This window comes from Cupriavidus sp. USMAA2-4 (genome assembly GCF_001854305.1).
GTDB lineage: Bacteria > Pseudomonadota > Gammaproteobacteria > Burkholderiales > Burkholderiaceae > Cupriavidus > Cupriavidus malaysiensis.
The window spans coordinates 518,170-534,679 of record NZ_CP017749.1; the positions used below are offsets into that span (position 1 = coordinate 518,170).

A 16,510-nucleotide genomic window follows, 5' to 3' on the forward strand; every position below is an offset into this window, starting at 1 on the left:
ACACCGCACAACCGCAAGGCATGCAGCACGGATATCCCGACGCCCAGCCGTTCGCGCCCGCCCGCTATCCCGGCCTGGCCGGCAAGGTCGTGCTCGACACCGGCGCCGCCAGCGGCATCGGCCGCGCCATGGCGCACGGCTTCGCCCGCCACGGCGCGCGCCTGATGCTGCTCGACCTCGACGCCGGCGGCCTGGCCGCCGCCAAGGCCGAGCTGGAGGCCGCCCATCCCGGCGTGGAGGTGGAGACCGTGCGCGCCTCCATCACCGACCCCGAGGCGGTCGAGGCCGCCTGCGCCGCCACCGAGGCGCGCTTCGGCCGCATCGACGTGCTGCTCAACAACGCCGGCATCTCGATGAACAAGCCCTCGCTGGAGCTGACGCCGGACGACTGGCGCCGCGCCATCGACATCGACCTGAGCGGCGTCTTCTTCTGCACGCAGGCCGCGGCGCGCCGCATGGTGCGCCAGGGCGGCGGCAACATCCTCAGCACCGCCTCGATGTGGGGCCTGGCCTCGTCGGCCCGGCGCCTGGCCTATTGCGCGGCCAAGGCCGGCGTGGTGTCGCTGACCAAGTCGCTGGCGGCCGAATGGGCCGAGCACAACATCCGCGTCAACGCGGTGTGCCCGGGCTACACCCGCACCGCGCTGGTCGACTCGCTGCTGGCGCGCGGCGCCATGGACGGCGAGGCCCTGCTGGCGCGCACGCCGCTGCGCCGCTTCGGCACGCCGGAAGAGATGGCCGAAGTGGCGCTCTTCCTCGCCTCCGACGCCGCCGCCTTCATCACCGGCCACGCGCTGGTCTCCGACGGCGGCTGGACCGCCGACGGCTTCTGAACGCGGGCGCCCCGAGCCGCCCCGGGGCCACCCGAGACGACAAGACACCACACCACACCACACGACGCGCCGCAGTGCGGCGCATCGCAAGAACCACTGGACCACGAGGATTCCTTCATGTCTGAACGTAGCACCCTGCGCCCCGCCGCCGAATGGGTGGAACTGCGCGCCACCGACGAAGACTGGGCGCGCGCCGACCCTGCCCTGCTGGGCTCGCTGCTCACCCATATGCACCTGATCCGCGGCTTCGAGGAAGCCGTGCTGGAGCTGGCCGCCGAGGGCCTGGTCCACGGCCCGGCCCATTCGAGCATCGGCCAGGAAGGCGGCGCCGCCGGCTCGCTGGTCACGCTGAGCGGCGCCGACCAGATCAACGGCTCGCACCGCGGCCACCACCAGTTCCTGTCCAAGGCGCTCGGCTACCTGGCCCCGGCCGGCCTCGACCCGCGCGCGCCGCTGGCGCCGGCGGTGCAGACCCTGCTGCAGCGCACGCTGGCCGAGATCCTCGGCCTGGCGCAGGGCTTCTGCAAGGGCCGCGGCGGCTCCATGCACCTGCAGTGGGCCGAGGCCGGCGCGCTCGGTACCAACGCCATCGTCGGCGGCGGCGTGCCGATGGCCGCCGGCGCGGCCTGGTCGCACAAGCACGCGGGCACCGACGCCGTGGCCATCACCTACTTTGGCGACGGCGCGGTCAACATCGGCTCGGTGCTGGAGACCATGAACCTGGCGGCGGCGTGGCAGCTTCCGTTGTGCTTCTTCATCGAGAACAACCGCTACGCGGTGTCGACCACGGTGGAGGAATCGACCGCCGAGCCGCGCCTGTCCGCACGCGGACTGGCCTTCAACATCCCCAGCTGGAAGGTCGACGGCATGGATCCGCTGGCCGTGCACCTGGCCACGCAGGAAGCGCTGGCGCACATGCGCGCCGGCAAGGGCCCGACCATCATCGAGGCCGACCTGTACCGCTTCTTCCACCAGAACGGCCCCTTCCCCGGCAGCGCCTTCGGCTACCGCAGCAAGGAAGAGGAACAGCAATGGCGCGCGCGCGACCCGCTCGAACTGATGGCGCGCCGCATGCAGGAGCGCGGCCTGGTCAGCGCCGAAGAGATCGCCGCGCTGCGCGAGCGCGTCAAGCAGGCCATGCGCGAGGCCGCCGCCGCGCTGACCGAGGCCGATCCTTCGGGCAAGCCGGGCAAGCGCCGCATCCGCCCCGAGCTGTGGCCCAGCCCGGACTTCCGCGACGTCGGCATCCGCAGCGACCTGCGCGAGCTGCAGGGCCTGCGCTACGCCGAGCAGGACAGCTTCGGCGGCAAGCTGGAAACGCGCAAGTTCATCGACGTGGTGGCCGACGTCATGCACCGGCGCATGCAGGCCGATCCCTCGGTGGTGGTGATGGGGGAAGACGTGCACCGTCTCAAGGGCGGCACCAACGGCGCCACGCGCGGCCTGCGCGACAGCTTCCCGGCGCGCGTGCTCGGCACGCCGATCAGCGAGAACGCCTTCGTCGGCCTGGGCGGCGGCATGGCGCTGGATGGCCGCTTCAAGCCGGTGGTCGAGTTCATGTACCCCGATTTCATGTGGGTGGCGGCCGACCAGGTCTTCAACCAGATCGGCAAGGCGCGCCACATGTTCGGCGGCGAGAGCGACGTGCCGCTGGTGCTGCGCACCAAGGTGGCGATGGGCACCGGCTACGGCTCGCAGCACTCGATGGACCCGGCCGGCATCTTCGCCACCTGCCCGGGCTGGCGCATCGTCGCGCCGTCCAGTCCCTTCGACTACGTCGGCCTGATGAACACCGCGCTGGCCTGCAAGGACCCGGTGCTGGTGATCGAGCACGTCGACCTGTACAACAGCTCGGGCACGGGCCCGGTGGATGACCTCGACTACCACCTGCCGGTGGGCAAGGCCGCGCTGCGCCGCCAGGGTGCCGCGGTGACCGTGATCGCCTACCTGTCGATGGTGGGCCATGCGCTCGAAGCGGTGGAGCAGACCGGCGTCGACGCCGAGGTGATCGACCTGCGCTGGCTCGACCGCGCCAGCCTCGACTGGGACACCATCGAGGCCAGCATCCGCAAGACCAACAATGTGCTGATCGTCGAGCAGGGCGCGCGCGGTACCTCCTACGGCGGCTGGCTGGCCGACGAGATCCAGCGCCGCTGCTTCGACTGGCTGGACCAGCCGGTGCAGCGCGTGACCGGCGCCGAAGCGGCGCCCAGCATCTCCAAGGTGCTGGAGCGCGCCGCCGCGGCGCGCACCGAGGAAGTGGCCGCCGGCCTGCGCCAGGTGATGCGCGACCAGGGCGCCGCCTGATGCGCGCCTGCCCCGACCCATCGATGCAGCCAAGGATTTCCCCATGACCCTGAACATGATCGTTCCCCTCGAGGTCGGCATCGCCGTGCGCGACCTCGCTCCGATGCGCCGCTTCTACGAGCAGGTGCTCGGCCTCGCCTTCGTCAGCGAGGTGCAGGTGCCGGCGGCCGCCGCCGCGCAGGCCGCCATGCACCGCGACGGCTACACCGCCGTGCGCCTGCAGACGCCGCGCGGCGAGCGCGTCAAGCTGCTGGCCCCGGCCACGCCGCCGGCGCACGCCGCGGTGCCCGGCTATATCCTCGACAAGGCCAACGCCAGCTACCTGACCTTCATCGTCGACGACCTCCAGGCCGTGGTCGAGCGGCTGGCCGCCGCCGGCGCACGCCTGCTGACCGGGCCCCGGCGCGTCGAAGTCCGCGCCGGCACCTGGCTGGCCTTCTGCCACGACCCCGAAGGCAATGTGCTGGAGTTCGTGCAGTACGACGACATCGCGGCCTACCGGCCCGACCTGTTCCCGGCGGAGGCGCACTGACATGGCGATTCTGCTGCGCATGCCCGAGGTGGCGGCCAATGCCACCCATGCCACGCTGCAGGCGTGGACCCGCGAAGAAGGCGAGACGGTCGCCGTGGGCGACTGCGTCGCCGAGATCGAGACCGACAAGGCGGTGGTCGAGCTGAACGCCGACGCGGCCGGCGTGCTGGGCCGCCGCCTCGTCGCCGCCGGCCAGGAGGTCGAGGTCGGCGCGCCCATCGGCGTGCTGCTGGTCGACGGCGAGAGCGCCATCGATATCGACGCGCTGATCGCCGCCGCCGGCGGTGGTGGCGCGACCCCGACGGCGGCCGCTGCGGCCGCCGCGCCCTCGTCCCGCGTGTTCGCCAGCCCGCTCGCGCGCCGCCTGGCGGCCCGGCTCGGCGTCGACCTCGCCGCGCTGCGCGGCAGTGGCCCCAACGGCCGCGTGGTCAAGCGCGACGTGGAGCAGGCCGCGCAAGGCGGCCGCCCGCCGGTGGCTCCGGCCGCTGCCCCGGCCGCCTCCGCCGGCGCTGCCGTGCCGGCAGCAAGCACAAGTGCCGCCGCGCTGCCCGCCGATGCCGCTTTCACCGAGGTGCCGCACAGCAATATGCGCCGCACCATCGCGCGGCGCCTGTCGGAAAGCAAGGCCACCATTCCCCACTTCTACCTGGTGGCCGACTGCCGCATGGAAGCGCTGCTGGCGCTGCGCGCGCAGGTCAATGCCGGGGCCGCGCGCAAGATCTCCGTCAACGACTTCATCGTGCGCGCGGTGGCGGTGGCCCTGCGCGAGGTGCCCGAGGCCAACGTGGGCTGGACCGACAGCGCGATGCGCCACTACCGCGAGGCGGACGTGGCGGTGGCCGTGTCGACCGGGACCGGCCTCATCACCCCCATCGTGCGCGGCGCCGACCGCAAGCCGCTGTCGGTGATCAGCGCCGAGATCGCCGACCTCGCCGCGCGTGCCCGCGCCGGGCAGCTGCGCCCCGAGGAATACCAGGGCGGCAGCTTCAGCGTCAGCAACCTGGGCATGTTCGGCGTAAGCGAGTTCTCGGCCATCATCAATCCGCCGCAGGCCGCCATCCTGGCGGTCGGCGCCACCCAGGCGGTGCCCGTGGTGGAAGACGGCGAGCTGCGCCCCGGCCAGGTCATGCGCTGCACGCTGTCGGCCGACCACCGCGCCATCGACGGCGCGCTGGCCGCGCAGTGGCTGGCCGCGTTCAAGCGGCTGGTGGAAAACCCCTTGTCAATGTTGATCTGAGGACGCGACGTGACTGCATCCGCATTCGACCTGGTCGTCGTCGGCGGCGGCCCCGGCGGCTACGTGGCCGCCATCCGCGCCGCGCAACTGGGCATGAAGACCGCGCTGGTGGAAAAAGCGCAGCTCGGCGGCGTCTGCCTGAACTGGGGCTGCATCCCGACCAAGGCGCTGCTGCGCTCGGCCGATGTGCTGCGCCTGGTCAATGGCGCGGCCGCCTTCGGCGTGCGCGCCGGCAGCGCCAGCGCCGACCTGCCGGCCATGGTGGCGCGCTCGCGCGCGGTGGCCGCCCAGCTCAACAAGGGCGTGACCCACCTGATGAAGAAGCACGGCGTGACGGTGATCAGCGGCCACGCCCGCCTGGCCGGCCGCGGCCGGCTCGAGGTAGAGGGCGGGGCGGAGAGCGGGGCCGACGGCGGCCGCCAGGCCCTGTCGGCCCCGCACATCATCCTTGCCACCGGCGCGCGCGCGCGCCAGCTGCCGGCGCTGCCGGCCGACGGCAAGACGGTGTGGAGCTACCGCGAGGCGCTGGCGCCGCCGAGCCTGCCGCGCCGCCTGCTGATCGTCGGTGCCGGCGCCATCGGCATCGAGTTCGCCAGCTTCTACCGCGCCGTCGGCGCCGAAGTCACGGTGGTGGAAATGGCCGAGCGCATCCTGCCGGTGGAGGACGAGGAGATCTCGGCCCAGGTCGCCGCCAGCCTCAAGCGCGACGGCATCGCATTGCACGTGGCGACGGCGCTGGAGCGCGCCGAGCGCCACGGCGAAGGCTGGGCGCTGACGCTGCAGCCGCGTACCGGCACCGCCACGCGCGTGGAAGCCGACGTGGTGCTGGTGGCGGCCGGCATCGTCGGCAACGTGGAAGACCTCGGCCTGGAGCACACCGCGGCCAGGGTCGAGAAGACGCATCTCGTCACCGACGGCTTCGGCCGCACCGGCGAGCCCGGCCTGTACGCCATCGGCGACGTGGCCGGTCCGCCCTGGCTGGCGCACAAGGCCAGCCACGAAGGCGTGATCTGCGTCGAGCACATCGCCGGCCTGCATCCGCACGCGCTCGATCCCGCGCGCATCCCGGCCTGCACCTACAGCCACCCGCAGGTGGCCAGCGTGGGCCTGACCGAGGCCCAGGCGCGCGCGCTCGGGCGCGAGGTCAAGGTGGGCAGGTTTCCCTTCGTCGGCAACGGCAAGGCCATCGCCATGGGCGCCACCGCCGGCCTCGTCAAGGTGGTGTTCGACGGCGCCAGCGGCGAGCTGCTGGGCGCCCACATGGTCGGCGAGGAAGTGACCGAGATGATCCAGGGCTATGCCATCGCGCAGACGCTGGAAACCACCGAGGCCGACCTGATGGCAGCCGTGCTGCCCCACCCCACCCTGTCGGAAGCCATGCACGAAGCCGTGCTGGCGGCGTACGGCCGCGCCCTGCACATCTGAGCGGCCCGGGCCCCGAGCCGCGCGACCGACACCTGCGCCACAGACAACCCTATCCAGGAGACACCATGTACGACTTCGACCAACGCACCCTGCTGCTGACCGGCGCCAACGGCGGCATCGGCCGCGAGACCGCCCGCCTGTTCCACGCGCACGGCGCGCGCCTGGTGCTGACCGACCTGGACGAGGGCGGCCTCGCCGCCTTCGCGCGCGAGCTCGACCCCGCCGGCGAGCGCGTCGCCACGCTGCGCATGGACGCGGCCGATCCCGGCGACAGCGCACGCGCCGTGGCGCTGGCGCAGGAACGCTTCGGCGGCATCGACTTCCTGGTGCCGTCGGCGGGCCTGTACGAGGCCCAGCCGGTCGACGGCATGAGCGACGAGCAATGGCGGCGCACGCTGTCGATCAACCTCGACGGCGTGTTCTACCTGGTGCGCCGCGCCATGCCGGCGCTGCGCGAGGGCAGCGCCATCGTCAACCTGACCTCGGTGGCCGCCCACCGCGGGGCCTACTACAACGCACACTATTCGGCCTCCAAGGGCGGCCTGCTGAGCCTGACGCGCAGCCTCGCGCGCGAGCTGGGCCCGCGCACGCGGGTCAACGCGGTCTCGCCCGGCATCATCGCCACGCCGATGACGGCCGATCTGATCCAGAAGCGCGGCGCCGACTCGGTCGAGCAGACGCCGCTCAAGCGCCTCGGCCAGCCGCGCGAGATCGCCACCGCGATCGGCTTCCTGTGCAGCTCGGCCGCCAGCTTCATCACCGGCGAGGTGCTGCACGTCAACGGCGGCCTTTACATCGCCGGCTGACGCCGGCAGTAGAATCGAAGCGGAGCCCGCCGCCGCGCGGGCACCGGTCACCTTGCAGCGCCCCCACTCTCATCGTCGCCAAGGAATCCCATCATGCTCACGCTCAAAGACCCCTCCCTGCTGCGCCAGCAGTGCTATATCGACGGCCGCTGGGTCGACGGCGCACGCCATATCGCCGTCCTCAATCCCGCTACCGGCGAGCACGTGGCCCAGGTGCCGCAATTCGGCGCCGAGGAAACCCGCCAGGCCATCGAGGCCGCCAACCGCGCCCTGCCCGCCTGGCGCGCGCGCACCGCCAAGGAGCGCTCGGCGCTGCTGCGCAAGTGGTTCGAGCTGCTGCTCGCCAACCAGGACGACCTCGCCGCCATCATGACCGCCGAGCAGGGCAAGCCGCTCACCGAGTCGCGCGGCGAGATCGCCTATGCGGCCTCCTTCATCGAGTGGTTCGCCGAGGAAAGCAAGCGCGTCTACGGCGAGACCATCCCGGCGCCGATCAGCAGCCAGCGCATCGTCGTCACCAAGGAGCCGGTGGGCGTGTGCGCCGCCATCACGCCGTGGAACTTCCCCGCCGCCATGATCACGCGCAAGGCCGGCCCCGCGCTGGCGGCCGGCTGCACCATGGTGCTCAAGCCGGCCTCGCAGACGCCGCTGTCGGCGCTGGCGCTGGCCGTGCTGGCCGAGCGCGCGGGCATCCCCGCCGGCGTGCTGTCGGTGGTGACCGGCTCGGCCGCCGCCATCGGCGGCGAGCTGAGCCACAACCCGCTGGTGCGCAAGCTGACCTTCACCGGCTCCACCGAAGTGGGCCGCGAGCTGATGGCGCAGACCGCCTCCACCATCAAGAAGGTATCGATGGAACTGGGCGGCAACGCCCCCTTCATCGTCTTCGACGACGCCGACCTCGATGCCGCGGTCGAAGGCGCCATCGTCTCCAAGTACCGCAACGCCGGCCAGACCTGCGTATGCGCCAACCGCCTGTACGTGCACAGCAAGGTCTATGACGCCTTCGCGCAGAAGCTGGTGGCCGCGGTCGCCGCGCTCAAGGTGGGCAACGGCATGGACGACGGCGTGCGCATCGGGCCGCTGATCGACGGCAAGGCGGTGGCCAAGGTCGAGGAACACATCGCCGACGCCGTCTCCAAGGGCGCGCGCGTGCTCTCCGGCGGCAGACCCCACGCGCTCGGCCACACCTTCTTCGAGCCCACCGTGCTGGCCGACGTCAAGCCCGGCATGCTGGTGGCGCGCGAAGAGACCTTCGGCCCGGTGGCGCCGCTGTTCCGCTTCGACACCGAGGACGAGGTGGTGGCCATGGCCAACGACACCGAATTCGGCCTCGCCAGCTACTTCTACGCACGCGACCTGGGCCGCGTGTGGCGCGTCTCCGAACGGCTGGAGTACGGCATGGTGGGCGTCAACACCGGCCTGATCTCGAACGAAGTGGCACCGTTCGGCGGCGTCAAGCAGTCAGGCGTCGGCCGCGAAGGCTCGCACTTCGGCATCGAGGACTACCTGGTCGTGAAGTACACGTGCATGGCGGGGATCTGAGGGGGTGCCTGGTGCCGCTGGCAGGCACCATCATCCCGGATACGGGCCTGGGCGCGACGCTGGCGCCTGCCCTCTCCCCCGGCCCCTCTCCCGCAGGCGGGAGAGGGGAGCGAACCGGCGCGGTGCAAACCCCGTCGCGCTGAACGAAGCCGAAACGAGATGCACCAGCACCGCACACCAAGCATAGTGTCTTGGCTCCCTCTCCCCGCATGGAGAGGGCGGGGGAGAGGGGTGGTCTAGCAAGGCACCACATCCAGCGAAGCCCTCGGTGAGATCCAGCACACGAGCAAACCAACGAAGCCCTCAGCACGATCCAGCACGCGAGCAAACCAACGAAGCCCTCGGCGCCCGCATCACCAATTCCTCCACCGACAACCCTCCCAACCACGGCAGCATCACCCAACCAACGCCAACCACACCATGCAGATCGACGGCAACACCCAACTCGTCGGCATCGTCGCCGCGCCGGTTTCCCATGTCCGCACCCCGCAGCTGTTCAATGCCGCCACCGCCAGGCAGGGCCTCAACGCGGTCTGCGTGCCCTTCCACGTCGCCCCCGAGGAACTGGCCGCTTTCCTCGACGGCGCCCGCGCGATCCAGAGCCTGAACGGACTGGTCGTCACCGTGCCGCACAAGGAAGCCGTAGTGGCCGCCTGCGGCGCGCTGAGCGACACGGCGCGCCTGGTCGGCTCGGTCAATGCCATGCGTTTCGACCGCGACAAGGGCTGCTGGAGCGGGGGCAACTTCGATGGCGACGGCTTTGTCGCCGGCCTGCGCGAACGTGGCCACGCGCTGGCCGGCAAGCGCGTGCTGCAGCTCGGCGCGGGCGGCGCGGGCAAATCGATGGCCTATGCCATGGCGCGCGAGCGGCCGGCCGAGCTGGTCATCCACAACCGCTCGGCCGACAAGGCGCAGGAGCTGGCCGCGCGCCTGCGCGCGGCGGTGCCCGGCGTCGACATCCGCGCCGGCGGCGACGATCCCGCCGGCTTCGACGTGGTCGTCAATGCCACCGCGCTGGGCCTGCGCGACAGCGACCCGCTGCCGCTCGCGGCAGAGCGCCTCGATGCGTCGACCCTCGTCTGCGAGGCGGTGATGCGGGAAGAGGAGACGCCGCTGCTCAGGGCGGCACGCGCACGCGGCTGCGCCATCCATCACGGGCAATGGATGCTGTATGGGCAGATCGTCGAGATCGCGCGCTTCCTGGGCGTGCCGCTGCGCGCGGAATGCGTGGAGCGCATCCTCGGCCCGGCGGACTGAAGCCGCTGCGCGGCGTGGACTTTCGGCAACGGCGGGATGCTGCGCACGGCACGCGGCGACGGGCGGACATCATTGTTTGCAATCGGCGGCGCAGCGCGCGGCTACGATCCAGTCCGCTGTGGCGATTCCGCTGATCTGCCGCAGCTTGCGCCGTCCGCCGCCGCAGCGCGGACGGCGCTTTTCCTTGCCGCCGGGGCCGCACCCCGGCCGGCGCGGGCGCATAAAAAAACGGCCTGGAAGCTTGAGGCTTCCAGGCCGTCCATCTGCTACATCCTGAGAATAGGTGGCGCGGCTGGCAGGATTCGAACCCACGACCCCTTGGTTCGTAGCCAAGTACTCTATCCAACTGAGCTACAGCCGCACGCGAGGACGTGACTATAACTGAACCACGGAAAAAGGCAAGTACTTTCGTCGATCGCCCTGCGATGCGGTCCGCGTCGCGGCCGCCGTGGACCCAGGCAGCCGCGACCGCCTTGATCTCGACCAGCAGGTTCGGCCGCGCGAGCGACGCCACGCCGAGGATCGTCCAGGCCGGGAATTCGCGCGTGATGCAGCGCGCCTTGATCTCCCGGAACGCGCCGAGCTGTTCGTCGATCCGGACGTGGTAGGAGACCAGCTCGACCAGGTCCTCGAAACCCAGCCCCTCGTGGGCCAGGACCGCACCCAGGCGCCGGAAGGCGAGCTCGATCTGCTCCTCCACGCTATCGGGCACCGTGCCGTCCGGGCGGATGCCGACCTGGCCGGAGATGAAGACAAGGCCGCCGGCAGTGCGCCGGAACGGGGCGGGTCCCCGTGCCCCGGGAGGCCCGACATCGGCGATAATCTGGGCCGCACCGGCATGGCAGCGTATCGAACGACCATGCCAGTATCGAGCATTCGAATCGGGAGGACGCCATGCGTGACATCATCGACGGCTTTCTGCGCTTCCAGCGCGAGGTCTATCCGCAACGGGTCGAGCTGTTCAAACAGCTCGCCACGACACAGAACCCAAAGGCACTGTTCGTCACCTGTTCGGATAGCCGCGTCGTGCCTGAGCTGCTCACCCAGCGCGAGCCGGGCGAGCTGTTCGTGATCCGCAACGCGGGTAACATCGTGCCGTCGTACGGCCCGGAGCCCGGTGGCGTGTCGGCCACCGTCGAGTACGCGGTGGCGGTGCTGGGCGTGCGCGATATCGTGATCTGCGGGCATTCGGACTGTGGCGCGATGGGCGCGATCTCGCGCTGCACCTGCCTTGACCACCTGCCGGCGGTGGCGAACTGGCTGCGCCACTCCGATGCGGCCAAAGCCATCAATGCGGCCCATCAGTTCGATACGCCTCGCGCCAAGCTCGATGGCCTCGTGCGTGAGAACGTGATCGCGCAACTGGCCAACCTGCGCACCCATCCATCGGTGGCGCTGGCGCTCGAACAGGGACGCATGAGCCTGCACGGCTGGGTCTACGATATCGAGACCGGCAGCATCGATGCGCTCGATGGCAAGACGCGCCGCTTCGTACCGCTCGCCGAGTCGCCGACCACCGTTGCCGTGTCTTCGCGCAATCGCGGACAGGTGTGACAGCCTTCCCGCCCGGGAACAGGCCACCGACGCCTGCAGCCGTCTCGCACGAGACGGCATCCGCTTCAGCAGCCGTTTCCGCTTCAGCGCCCCCGCGGTGACGGGCACCGCGGCCCCGCCGCTTTCCGCGTAAGATGGAGCGCTTCGGCCACGGCGCCGCCTCGCGCCGCCGGCCTCCGCCACCCACCGGAAGCGCGATGAACCCGACCGCCCCCATGCCGCAGGAAGCGCCGCAGGAAATCGTCACCAGCATCATCGTCCATGACGTGGCGCCCGACGCCGTCGCGCAGTACGAGGCGTGGCTGGCGGACATCCGCGCCGCCTCGTCGAAATTCCCCGGCTACCTGAGCACCGACGTGATCCGTCCGGCCGGCGGCAGCCGCGAGTACGCGACCATCGTCCGCTTCGCCGACTTCCACAGCCTCAGCGCCTGGATGGAATCCGATGAGCGCCGCCGGCACATCGCCGACATGGGCCCCGCGCTGCGGCAGGGCGACCGCTACGAGATCAAGACCGGGCTCGATTTCTGGTTCACGCCGAAACACGCGCCGGTCAAGGTCCCGACCGCGTGGAAGCAGTGGCTCGTCACCTGGAGCGCCATCCTGCCGCTGAGCATCTCCGTGCCATGGGGCGTCCTGCCGCTGCTCGGGCAGCTCGGCTTCGACCACGACGCCTTCGTGAACAAGGCGGCCGTGACCGCGGCCATCGTGTTCCTGATGGTCTATGTGGTCATGCCGCGCTATACGCGGCTCGTCGCGCCCTGGCTGTTCAAGTAAGCGGCGCGCGGCGGGCCGAGCCGGCCGGCCCCGGCACCCGCGCTCAGACAGCACCGGCCGTGGCGGCCCCGTGGAACAACAGCAGGTTGCCGGTCTCGGTACCTTGGCGCCGCAAGGCCTTCCCATACGCGACCTGGGCCGGCTCCCAGCGCGCCAGCGCCGCGGCGATATCGGCCGACGCAGATTGCAGCGCATCCGCCAGCGCCAGCGCATTGGCCGCCGCCTTGGACGTGCTGGCCGCCGTATGCGGACGCGGGATCGAGCCGGCGTCGCCCAGGATCGCGATGCGGCCGGACACCATGTGTTCGGAAGCCAGGTCCCGGATGGCCTGCGCGAACGGCTGCTCCGTCGCCGTGACGATCGCGCGGAAGGGCTCGGGCAGCAGGGCCTCGGCATCCTGCTGGAGATGGGCGAGCCAGCGCTCGTCGAGCAGGCCCTCCGGCACCGAGTAGCCGCGCGCCTTGCCATTGCGGTCGGTCATCACGGCAGCGAGCATGCGTGCGTCCGCGACGCGGTACCAGACCCAGTTGTAGAAGCGGTGGCCAGGGCGCGTGTCGTTGTGCTCGCCCGGCACCAGATAACCGAGGATGTGCGAGCCCCGGTTGTTGGCGAAGCCGAAATCGCCGGCCAGCATCTGGCGTGTCGACTCCGGCATGCAGGACTCCGGGACCAGCCCGCGCCAGGCCAGGTAGCCGGCATACGAGGGCCGCGCTTCGGGCCAGATCTGCTGGCGCACGGTCGAGTTGCCGCCGTCGGCGCCGATCAGCAGGTCGCCGGTCTCGACACTGCCGTCGGCAAAGCGGGCGGCGACGGTGCCGGCCTCCGCATCCTGCTCGATGCCGACCAGCGTCCTGCCCTGCTGATAGCCGGCCTCGCCGAAGGCTGCGCGCAGCCGCGAGTAGATCAGGGACCACGATGTCTGCATCTGGGGCGCGAAGCGCCGGCTGCGCACTGTCCCGTCCGGCTCCAGCACGGTCCGGTAGCGGGAGGCGACGCCCAGCTCGACCTCGCCGGCATCGATGCCCAGGCGGCGGAACACCTCGATCACCTCGGGCTGCAGCACGATGCCGCCGCCGCGGCTGTCGAGGGCATGCGGCGAGCGCTCGTAGATGTCGACCTGCCAGCCGATGCGGCGCAGCAGGTTGCCGATGAACAGTCCCCCGAGGGAACCGCCGATGACCAGCGCGCGGCGCGCCGGGGTGTGCTTGGTATCCATGACAGGCCTCCTTGTTTTGTCGGAGGCCACAGTACGCGCGGCGCGGCCGCGGGAGAATCGCCACGCAGCGCTGCACAGCTTTGCGTCCGGCGCAACGCCTGCGCTGCGGGCGGGCAGGACGGTGCGGAACCGGCCGCGCCGCGCCGGCGCCAGGCCGGCGACCCCGCCGCAAGCGCCGCCGCCGGCACTTATTGATCAATAGATCATCAACGGACCGCCTGCGGCGCTTCCTGCCCTGGCGCCGGCCGCTTGCCATGGCCGGCGCGCGCCGGCCACCACCAGTCACCGCCAGTCACCGCCAGTCACCGCCTGTCACCGCCAGTCCCGCCCGGCGCCACCACCCGCAGCGACGTCCCGCCGGCGGCTTTGTGCTGGACGCAACGCTACCTTGCGCTGCGCCCTCATTCCAAGCCCGCCTTGCGCCACCTAAGCTTCGGCACATCCCAACCCCGATGCCCGAAACCCGAAGCCATGGAAACCACGACCTCCTCCCTCCACAGCGGCTCGCACCAGGCGGCCGCGCCGATGTCCCCGGCGCTGATTGCGCTGTTCTCGCTGTCCGCCGGCGTGCTGGTGGCCAACCTCTATTACGCACAGCCGATCATCGAACTGATCGCACCGGCCATCGGGCTCTCGCCCCAGGGGGCGAGCGTCATCGTCTCGCTGACCCAGATCGGCTACGCGATCGGCCTGTTCTTCCTGGTGCCGCTCGCCGACCTGCTGGAGAACCGCCGCCTGCTGATGCTCAGCGGCGCCGCCGCCGCGCTCAGCCTGGTCGGCGCCGCGCTGTCGTCGCAACCGGGCTGGTTCCTGCTCGTCTCGCTGCTGCTCGGCCTCAGTTCCGTCAGCGTGCAGATCCTGATCCCGCTGGCCGCGCACCTTGCCCCCGAGGCGCTGCGCGGGCGCACCGTCGGCACGATCATGGGCGGCCTGCTCTCCGGCATCCTGCTGTCGCGGCCGCTGTCGAGCATGCTGGCGCAGTTCTTCGGCTGGCGCGCCGTGTTCTTCTCGGCGGCCGCGATGACGCTGGTCACCGTCGCCATCATCGCCATGACCCTGCCGCGCCGCGTGCCGCAGCATCGTGCCAGCTACGCCAGCCTGATCGCCTCGCTCTGGCACCTGCTCGCCCGCTACCCGGTGCTGCGCCAGCGCGCGCTCTACCAGGGCCTGCTGTTCGCCGCCTTCAGCCTGTTCTGGACCGCCGTGCCGCTGGAGCTGGCCAGCCGCCAGGGCCTGTCGCAATCGCAGATCGGCATCTTCGCCCTGGTCGGCGCGCTGGGCGCCATCGCCGCGCCGATCGCCGGCCGTCTTGCCGATGCCGGCCATACCCGCCTGGCCTCGTTCGGCGCCATGGTCGCCGCCGCCGCCAGCTTCCTGCCCGGCCTGGCCGCAGGGCACGCCGCGCTGTACGGCCTCGCGCTGACCGGCATCGTGCTGGACTTCGCCGTGCAGATGAACATGGTGCTGGGCCAGCGCGCGATCTACGCGCTCGATGCCGCCAGCCGCGCACGGCTCAATGCGTTGTACATGACGTCGATCTTCGCCGGTGGCGCGCTCGGATCGGCAGTCGCCAGCACGCTGTATGCCCACGCCGGCTGGCATGGCGTGATCGCCGCCGGCAGCGGCCTGGCCCTGGTATCGCTCGCCGCGCTGGCACTGGCCCCGCGCCGCTGATTCGGCCCGTTCCCCGATAACGCTCACGACCGGAGGTATCCCTGTCATGGACTCCCGACTCTTTTCCCCCATCTCCATCGGCCCGCTCCAGCTCGACCACCGCGTCGTCATGGCACCGCTGACGCGCTCCCGCGCCGGACAACCTGGCAATGTGCCCACCGCGATGAACGCCGAGTACTACCGCCAGCGTGCCTCTGCCGCGCTGATCATCTCGGAGGCCGCGCAGATCTCCCAGCAGGGCCAGGGCTATGCCTGGACGCCCGGCATCCATACCGAGGCGCAGATCGCCGGCTGGTCCGCCGTGGCGGACGCCGTGCACGCCGCCGGCGGGCGCATGTTCCTCCAGCTCTGGCACGTGGGACGCGTGTCCCACCCCGTCTTCCAGCCCGGTGGCGCCCTGCCGGTGGCGCCCAGCGCGCTGCCCGTGCCGGGCAAGACCTTCATCCTCGACGAACACGGCCGTGGCGTCTGGGGAGAGATCCCGGTGCCGCAGCCGCTGAGCGTCGAAGGGATCGCCGCCATCGTCGCGGACTACCGCCAGGCCGCGCGCAACGCCATCGAGGCCGGCATGGACGGCGTGGAAATCCATGCGGGCAACGGCTACCTGCTGGACCAGTTCATCAACTCGGCAAGCAACCAGCGCACCGACCGATATGGCGGCAGCATCGAGAACCGTGCCCGGCTCCTGCTGGAGGTGGTGGACGCGGTCGCCGCCGAAATCGGCGCCGCGCGCGTGGGCGTGCGCCTGACGCCGATGGGCCGCTTCATGGGCATGGACGACGAGACGCCCGAGGCCACCTTCGTCCATATCGCGCGGCGCCTGAACCAGTGGCCGCTGGCCTACCTGCACCTGGTCGAACCCGCCATGGTGGGCACCGTCAAGGACGAGGCCACGGACCCGCGCTGGGACCGCATGATCCGCATGATGCGCGACACCTACCAGGGCGTGCTGATGCTGGCCGGCGGCTACGACGGCCCGTCCGCGGAGAAGGCGCTCGCCGAGGGCCGCGCCGACCTGATCGCCTTCGGCCGGCCCTTCATCGCCAACCCCGACCTGCCGCTGCGCCTGCGCACCTCGGCGCCGCTGAACCAGCCGGATCCGGCCTCGTTCTTCGGCGGCGACGCAGCCGGCTACACCGACTACGCGCCGCTGCCCGACTACGCGCCGCTGCGGTAAGCGACAGACGGTCACGTACCGGGCGCCCTGCGCGCCCGGCCTAACACCTTCGTCTGGTGCGGTCACGACCATTCCGCAATGGCTGCGGTCCGCGCCGCCTCCTACACTGCCGAAATCGGCCAGCCCGGGCATGCCGCCCACCGATGCCGGTGCCACGCACCGGAAGCCAAGGAG

Annotated in this window: 13 protein-coding genes, 1 tRNA gene and 1 pseudogene; 12 read left to right on the forward strand and 3 right to left on the reverse strand. The window is 71.2% G+C overall.

The window, feature by feature from the left end:
• Positions 1-20: 20 nt before the first annotated feature.
• From BKK79_RS22390 to BKK79_RS22425, 8 genes are all read left to right on the forward strand, one after another.
• A complete protein-coding gene (locus BKK79_RS22390) occupies positions 21-833 on the forward strand; it encodes an SDR family NAD(P)-dependent oxidoreductase (protein WP_071022235.1) in 813 nt (270 codons plus the stop codon).
• A 117-nt stretch (positions 834-950) separates the two neighbouring features.
• The gene (locus tag BKK79_RS22395; protein ID WP_071018571.1) at positions 951-3,140 is read left to right on the forward strand and encodes an alpha-ketoacid dehydrogenase subunit alpha/beta; all 2,190 of its coding nucleotides are present in this window, start codon (positions 951-953) and stop codon (positions 3,138-3,140) included.
• A gap of 43 nt (positions 3,141-3,183) precedes the next feature.
• The gene (locus BKK79_RS22400; protein ID WP_071038822.1) at positions 3,184-3,672 is read left to right on the forward strand and encodes a VOC family protein; all 489 of its coding nucleotides are present in this window, start codon (positions 3,184-3,186) and stop codon (positions 3,670-3,672) included.
• Between the two features lies 1 nt (position 3,673).
• Entirely contained in the window at positions 3,674-4,909 is a 1,236-nt protein-coding gene (locus tag BKK79_RS22405; protein WP_071038823.1) for a 2-oxo acid dehydrogenase subunit E2, read from the forward strand.
• Between the two features lie 9 nt (positions 4,910-4,918).
• Positions 4,919-6,334, forward strand: coding sequence for a dihydrolipoyl dehydrogenase (gene lpdA, locus BKK79_RS22410; RefSeq protein ID WP_071038824.1), 1,416 nt, complete (start codon positions 4,919-4,921; stop codon positions 6,332-6,334).
• A gap of 65 nt (positions 6,335-6,399) precedes the next feature.
• Entirely contained in the window at positions 6,400-7,140 is a 741-nt protein-coding gene (locus tag BKK79_RS22415) for an SDR family NAD(P)-dependent oxidoreductase (protein WP_071038825.1), read from the forward strand.
• Positions 7,141-7,233: 93 nt separating this feature from the next.
• Positions 7,234-8,682: an NADP-dependent succinate-semialdehyde dehydrogenase gene (gabD, locus tag BKK79_RS22420; protein WP_071038826.1), complete on the forward strand. Its 1,449-nt coding sequence runs from the start codon at positions 7,234-7,236 to the stop codon at positions 8,680-8,682.
• Positions 8,683-9,102: 420 nt separating this feature from the next.
• Positions 9,103-9,939: a shikimate dehydrogenase family protein gene (locus tag BKK79_RS22425; protein WP_071038827.1), complete on the forward strand. Its 837-nt coding sequence runs from the start codon at positions 9,103-9,105 to the stop codon at positions 9,937-9,939.
• 284 nt (positions 9,940-10,223) lie between these two features.
• Here the strand turns inward: BKK79_RS22425 and BKK79_RS22430 are convergent.
• Both BKK79_RS22430 and BKK79_RS42335 read right to left on the reverse strand, forming a co-directional pair.
• Positions 10,224-10,300 (reverse strand) — tRNA-Arg (locus BKK79_RS22430).
• Between the two features lie 111 nt (positions 10,301-10,411).
• Positions 10,412-10,789 (reverse strand): annotated as a pseudogene (locus BKK79_RS42335) (Rid family hydrolase); the annotation flags it as partial.
• A gap of 44 nt (positions 10,790-10,833) precedes the next feature.
• On the opposite strand from BKK79_RS42335, the gene BKK79_RS22440 reads away from it, so the two are divergent.
• Complete coding sequence (locus BKK79_RS22440; protein WP_071018556.1) at positions 10,834-11,493, forward strand: carbonic anhydrase; 660 nt, start codon at positions 10,834-10,836, stop codon at positions 11,491-11,493.
• Positions 11,494-11,690: 197 nt separating this feature from the next.
• A complete protein-coding gene (locus tag BKK79_RS22445) occupies positions 11,691-12,269 on the forward strand; it encodes an antibiotic biosynthesis monooxygenase (protein WP_071038829.1) in 579 nt (192 codons plus the stop codon).
• A gap of 43 nt (positions 12,270-12,312) precedes the next feature.
• Here the strand turns inward: BKK79_RS22445 and BKK79_RS22450 are convergent, their stop codons facing one another.
• Positions 12,313-13,485 (reverse strand): FAD binding domain-containing protein, encoded by a 1,173-nt coding sequence (locus BKK79_RS22450; protein ID WP_071038830.1) that lies wholly within the window; start codon positions 13,483-13,485, stop codon positions 12,313-12,315.
• A gap of 471 nt (positions 13,486-13,956) precedes the next feature.
• Here BKK79_RS22450 and BKK79_RS22455 point away from each other — a divergent pair, with 471 nt between their 5' ends.
• Together BKK79_RS22455 and BKK79_RS22460 are read left to right on the forward strand one after the other, a co-directional pair.
• The gene (locus BKK79_RS22455; RefSeq protein ID WP_071038831.1) at positions 13,957-15,159 is read left to right on the forward strand and encodes an MFS transporter; all 1,203 of its coding nucleotides are present in this window, start codon (positions 13,957-13,959) and stop codon (positions 15,157-15,159) included.
• 46 nt (positions 15,160-15,205) lie between these two features.
• Entirely contained in the window at positions 15,206-16,336 is a 1,131-nt protein-coding gene (locus BKK79_RS22460; protein WP_071038832.1) for an alkene reductase, read from the forward strand.
• Positions 16,337-16,510 lie beyond the last annotated feature (174 nt).

What these genes read in the sequence shown, in the direction of transcription:
- BKK79_RS22425 (WP_071038827.1), top strand. Translation starts at nt 9,103, where the DNA reads ATGCAGATCGACGGCAACACCCAACTCGTCGGCATCGTCGCCGCGCCG.
- BKK79_RS22395 (WP_071018571.1), top strand. Translation starts at nt 951, where the DNA reads ATGTCTGAACGTAGCACCCTGCGCCCCGCCGCCGAATGGGTGGAACTG.
- BKK79_RS22450 (WP_071038830.1), bottom strand. Translation starts at nt 13,485, where the DNA reads ATGGATACCAAGCACACCCCGGCGCGCCGCGCGCTGGTCATCGGCGGT.
- BKK79_RS22405 (WP_071038823.1), top strand. Translation starts at nt 3,674, where the DNA reads ATGGCGATTCTGCTGCGCATGCCCGAGGTGGCGGCCAATGCCACCCAT.
- BKK79_RS22460 (WP_071038832.1), top strand. Translation starts at nt 15,206, where the DNA reads ATGGACTCCCGACTCTTTTCCCCCATCTCCATCGGCCCGCTCCAGCTC.
- BKK79_RS22440 (WP_071018556.1), top strand. Translation starts at nt 10,834, where the DNA reads ATGCGTGACATCATCGACGGCTTTCTGCGCTTCCAGCGCGAGGTCTAT.
- BKK79_RS22400 (WP_071038822.1), top strand. Translation starts at nt 3,184, where the DNA reads ATGACCCTGAACATGATCGTTCCCCTCGAGGTCGGCATCGCCGTGCGC.
- BKK79_RS22415 (WP_071038825.1), top strand. Translation starts at nt 6,400, where the DNA reads ATGTACGACTTCGACCAACGCACCCTGCTGCTGACCGGCGCCAACGGC.
- BKK79_RS22390 (WP_071022235.1), top strand. Translation starts at nt 21, where the DNA reads ATGCAGCACGGATATCCCGACGCCCAGCCGTTCGCGCCCGCCCGCTAT.
- BKK79_RS22455 (WP_071038831.1), top strand. Translation starts at nt 13,957, where the DNA reads ATGGAAACCACGACCTCCTCCCTCCACAGCGGCTCGCACCAGGCGGCC.
- BKK79_RS22445 (WP_071038829.1), top strand. Translation starts at nt 11,691, where the DNA reads ATGAACCCGACCGCCCCCATGCCGCAGGAAGCGCCGCAGGAAATCGTC.
- gabD (WP_071038826.1), top strand. Translation starts at nt 7,234, where the DNA reads ATGCTCACGCTCAAAGACCCCTCCCTGCTGCGCCAGCAGTGCTATATC.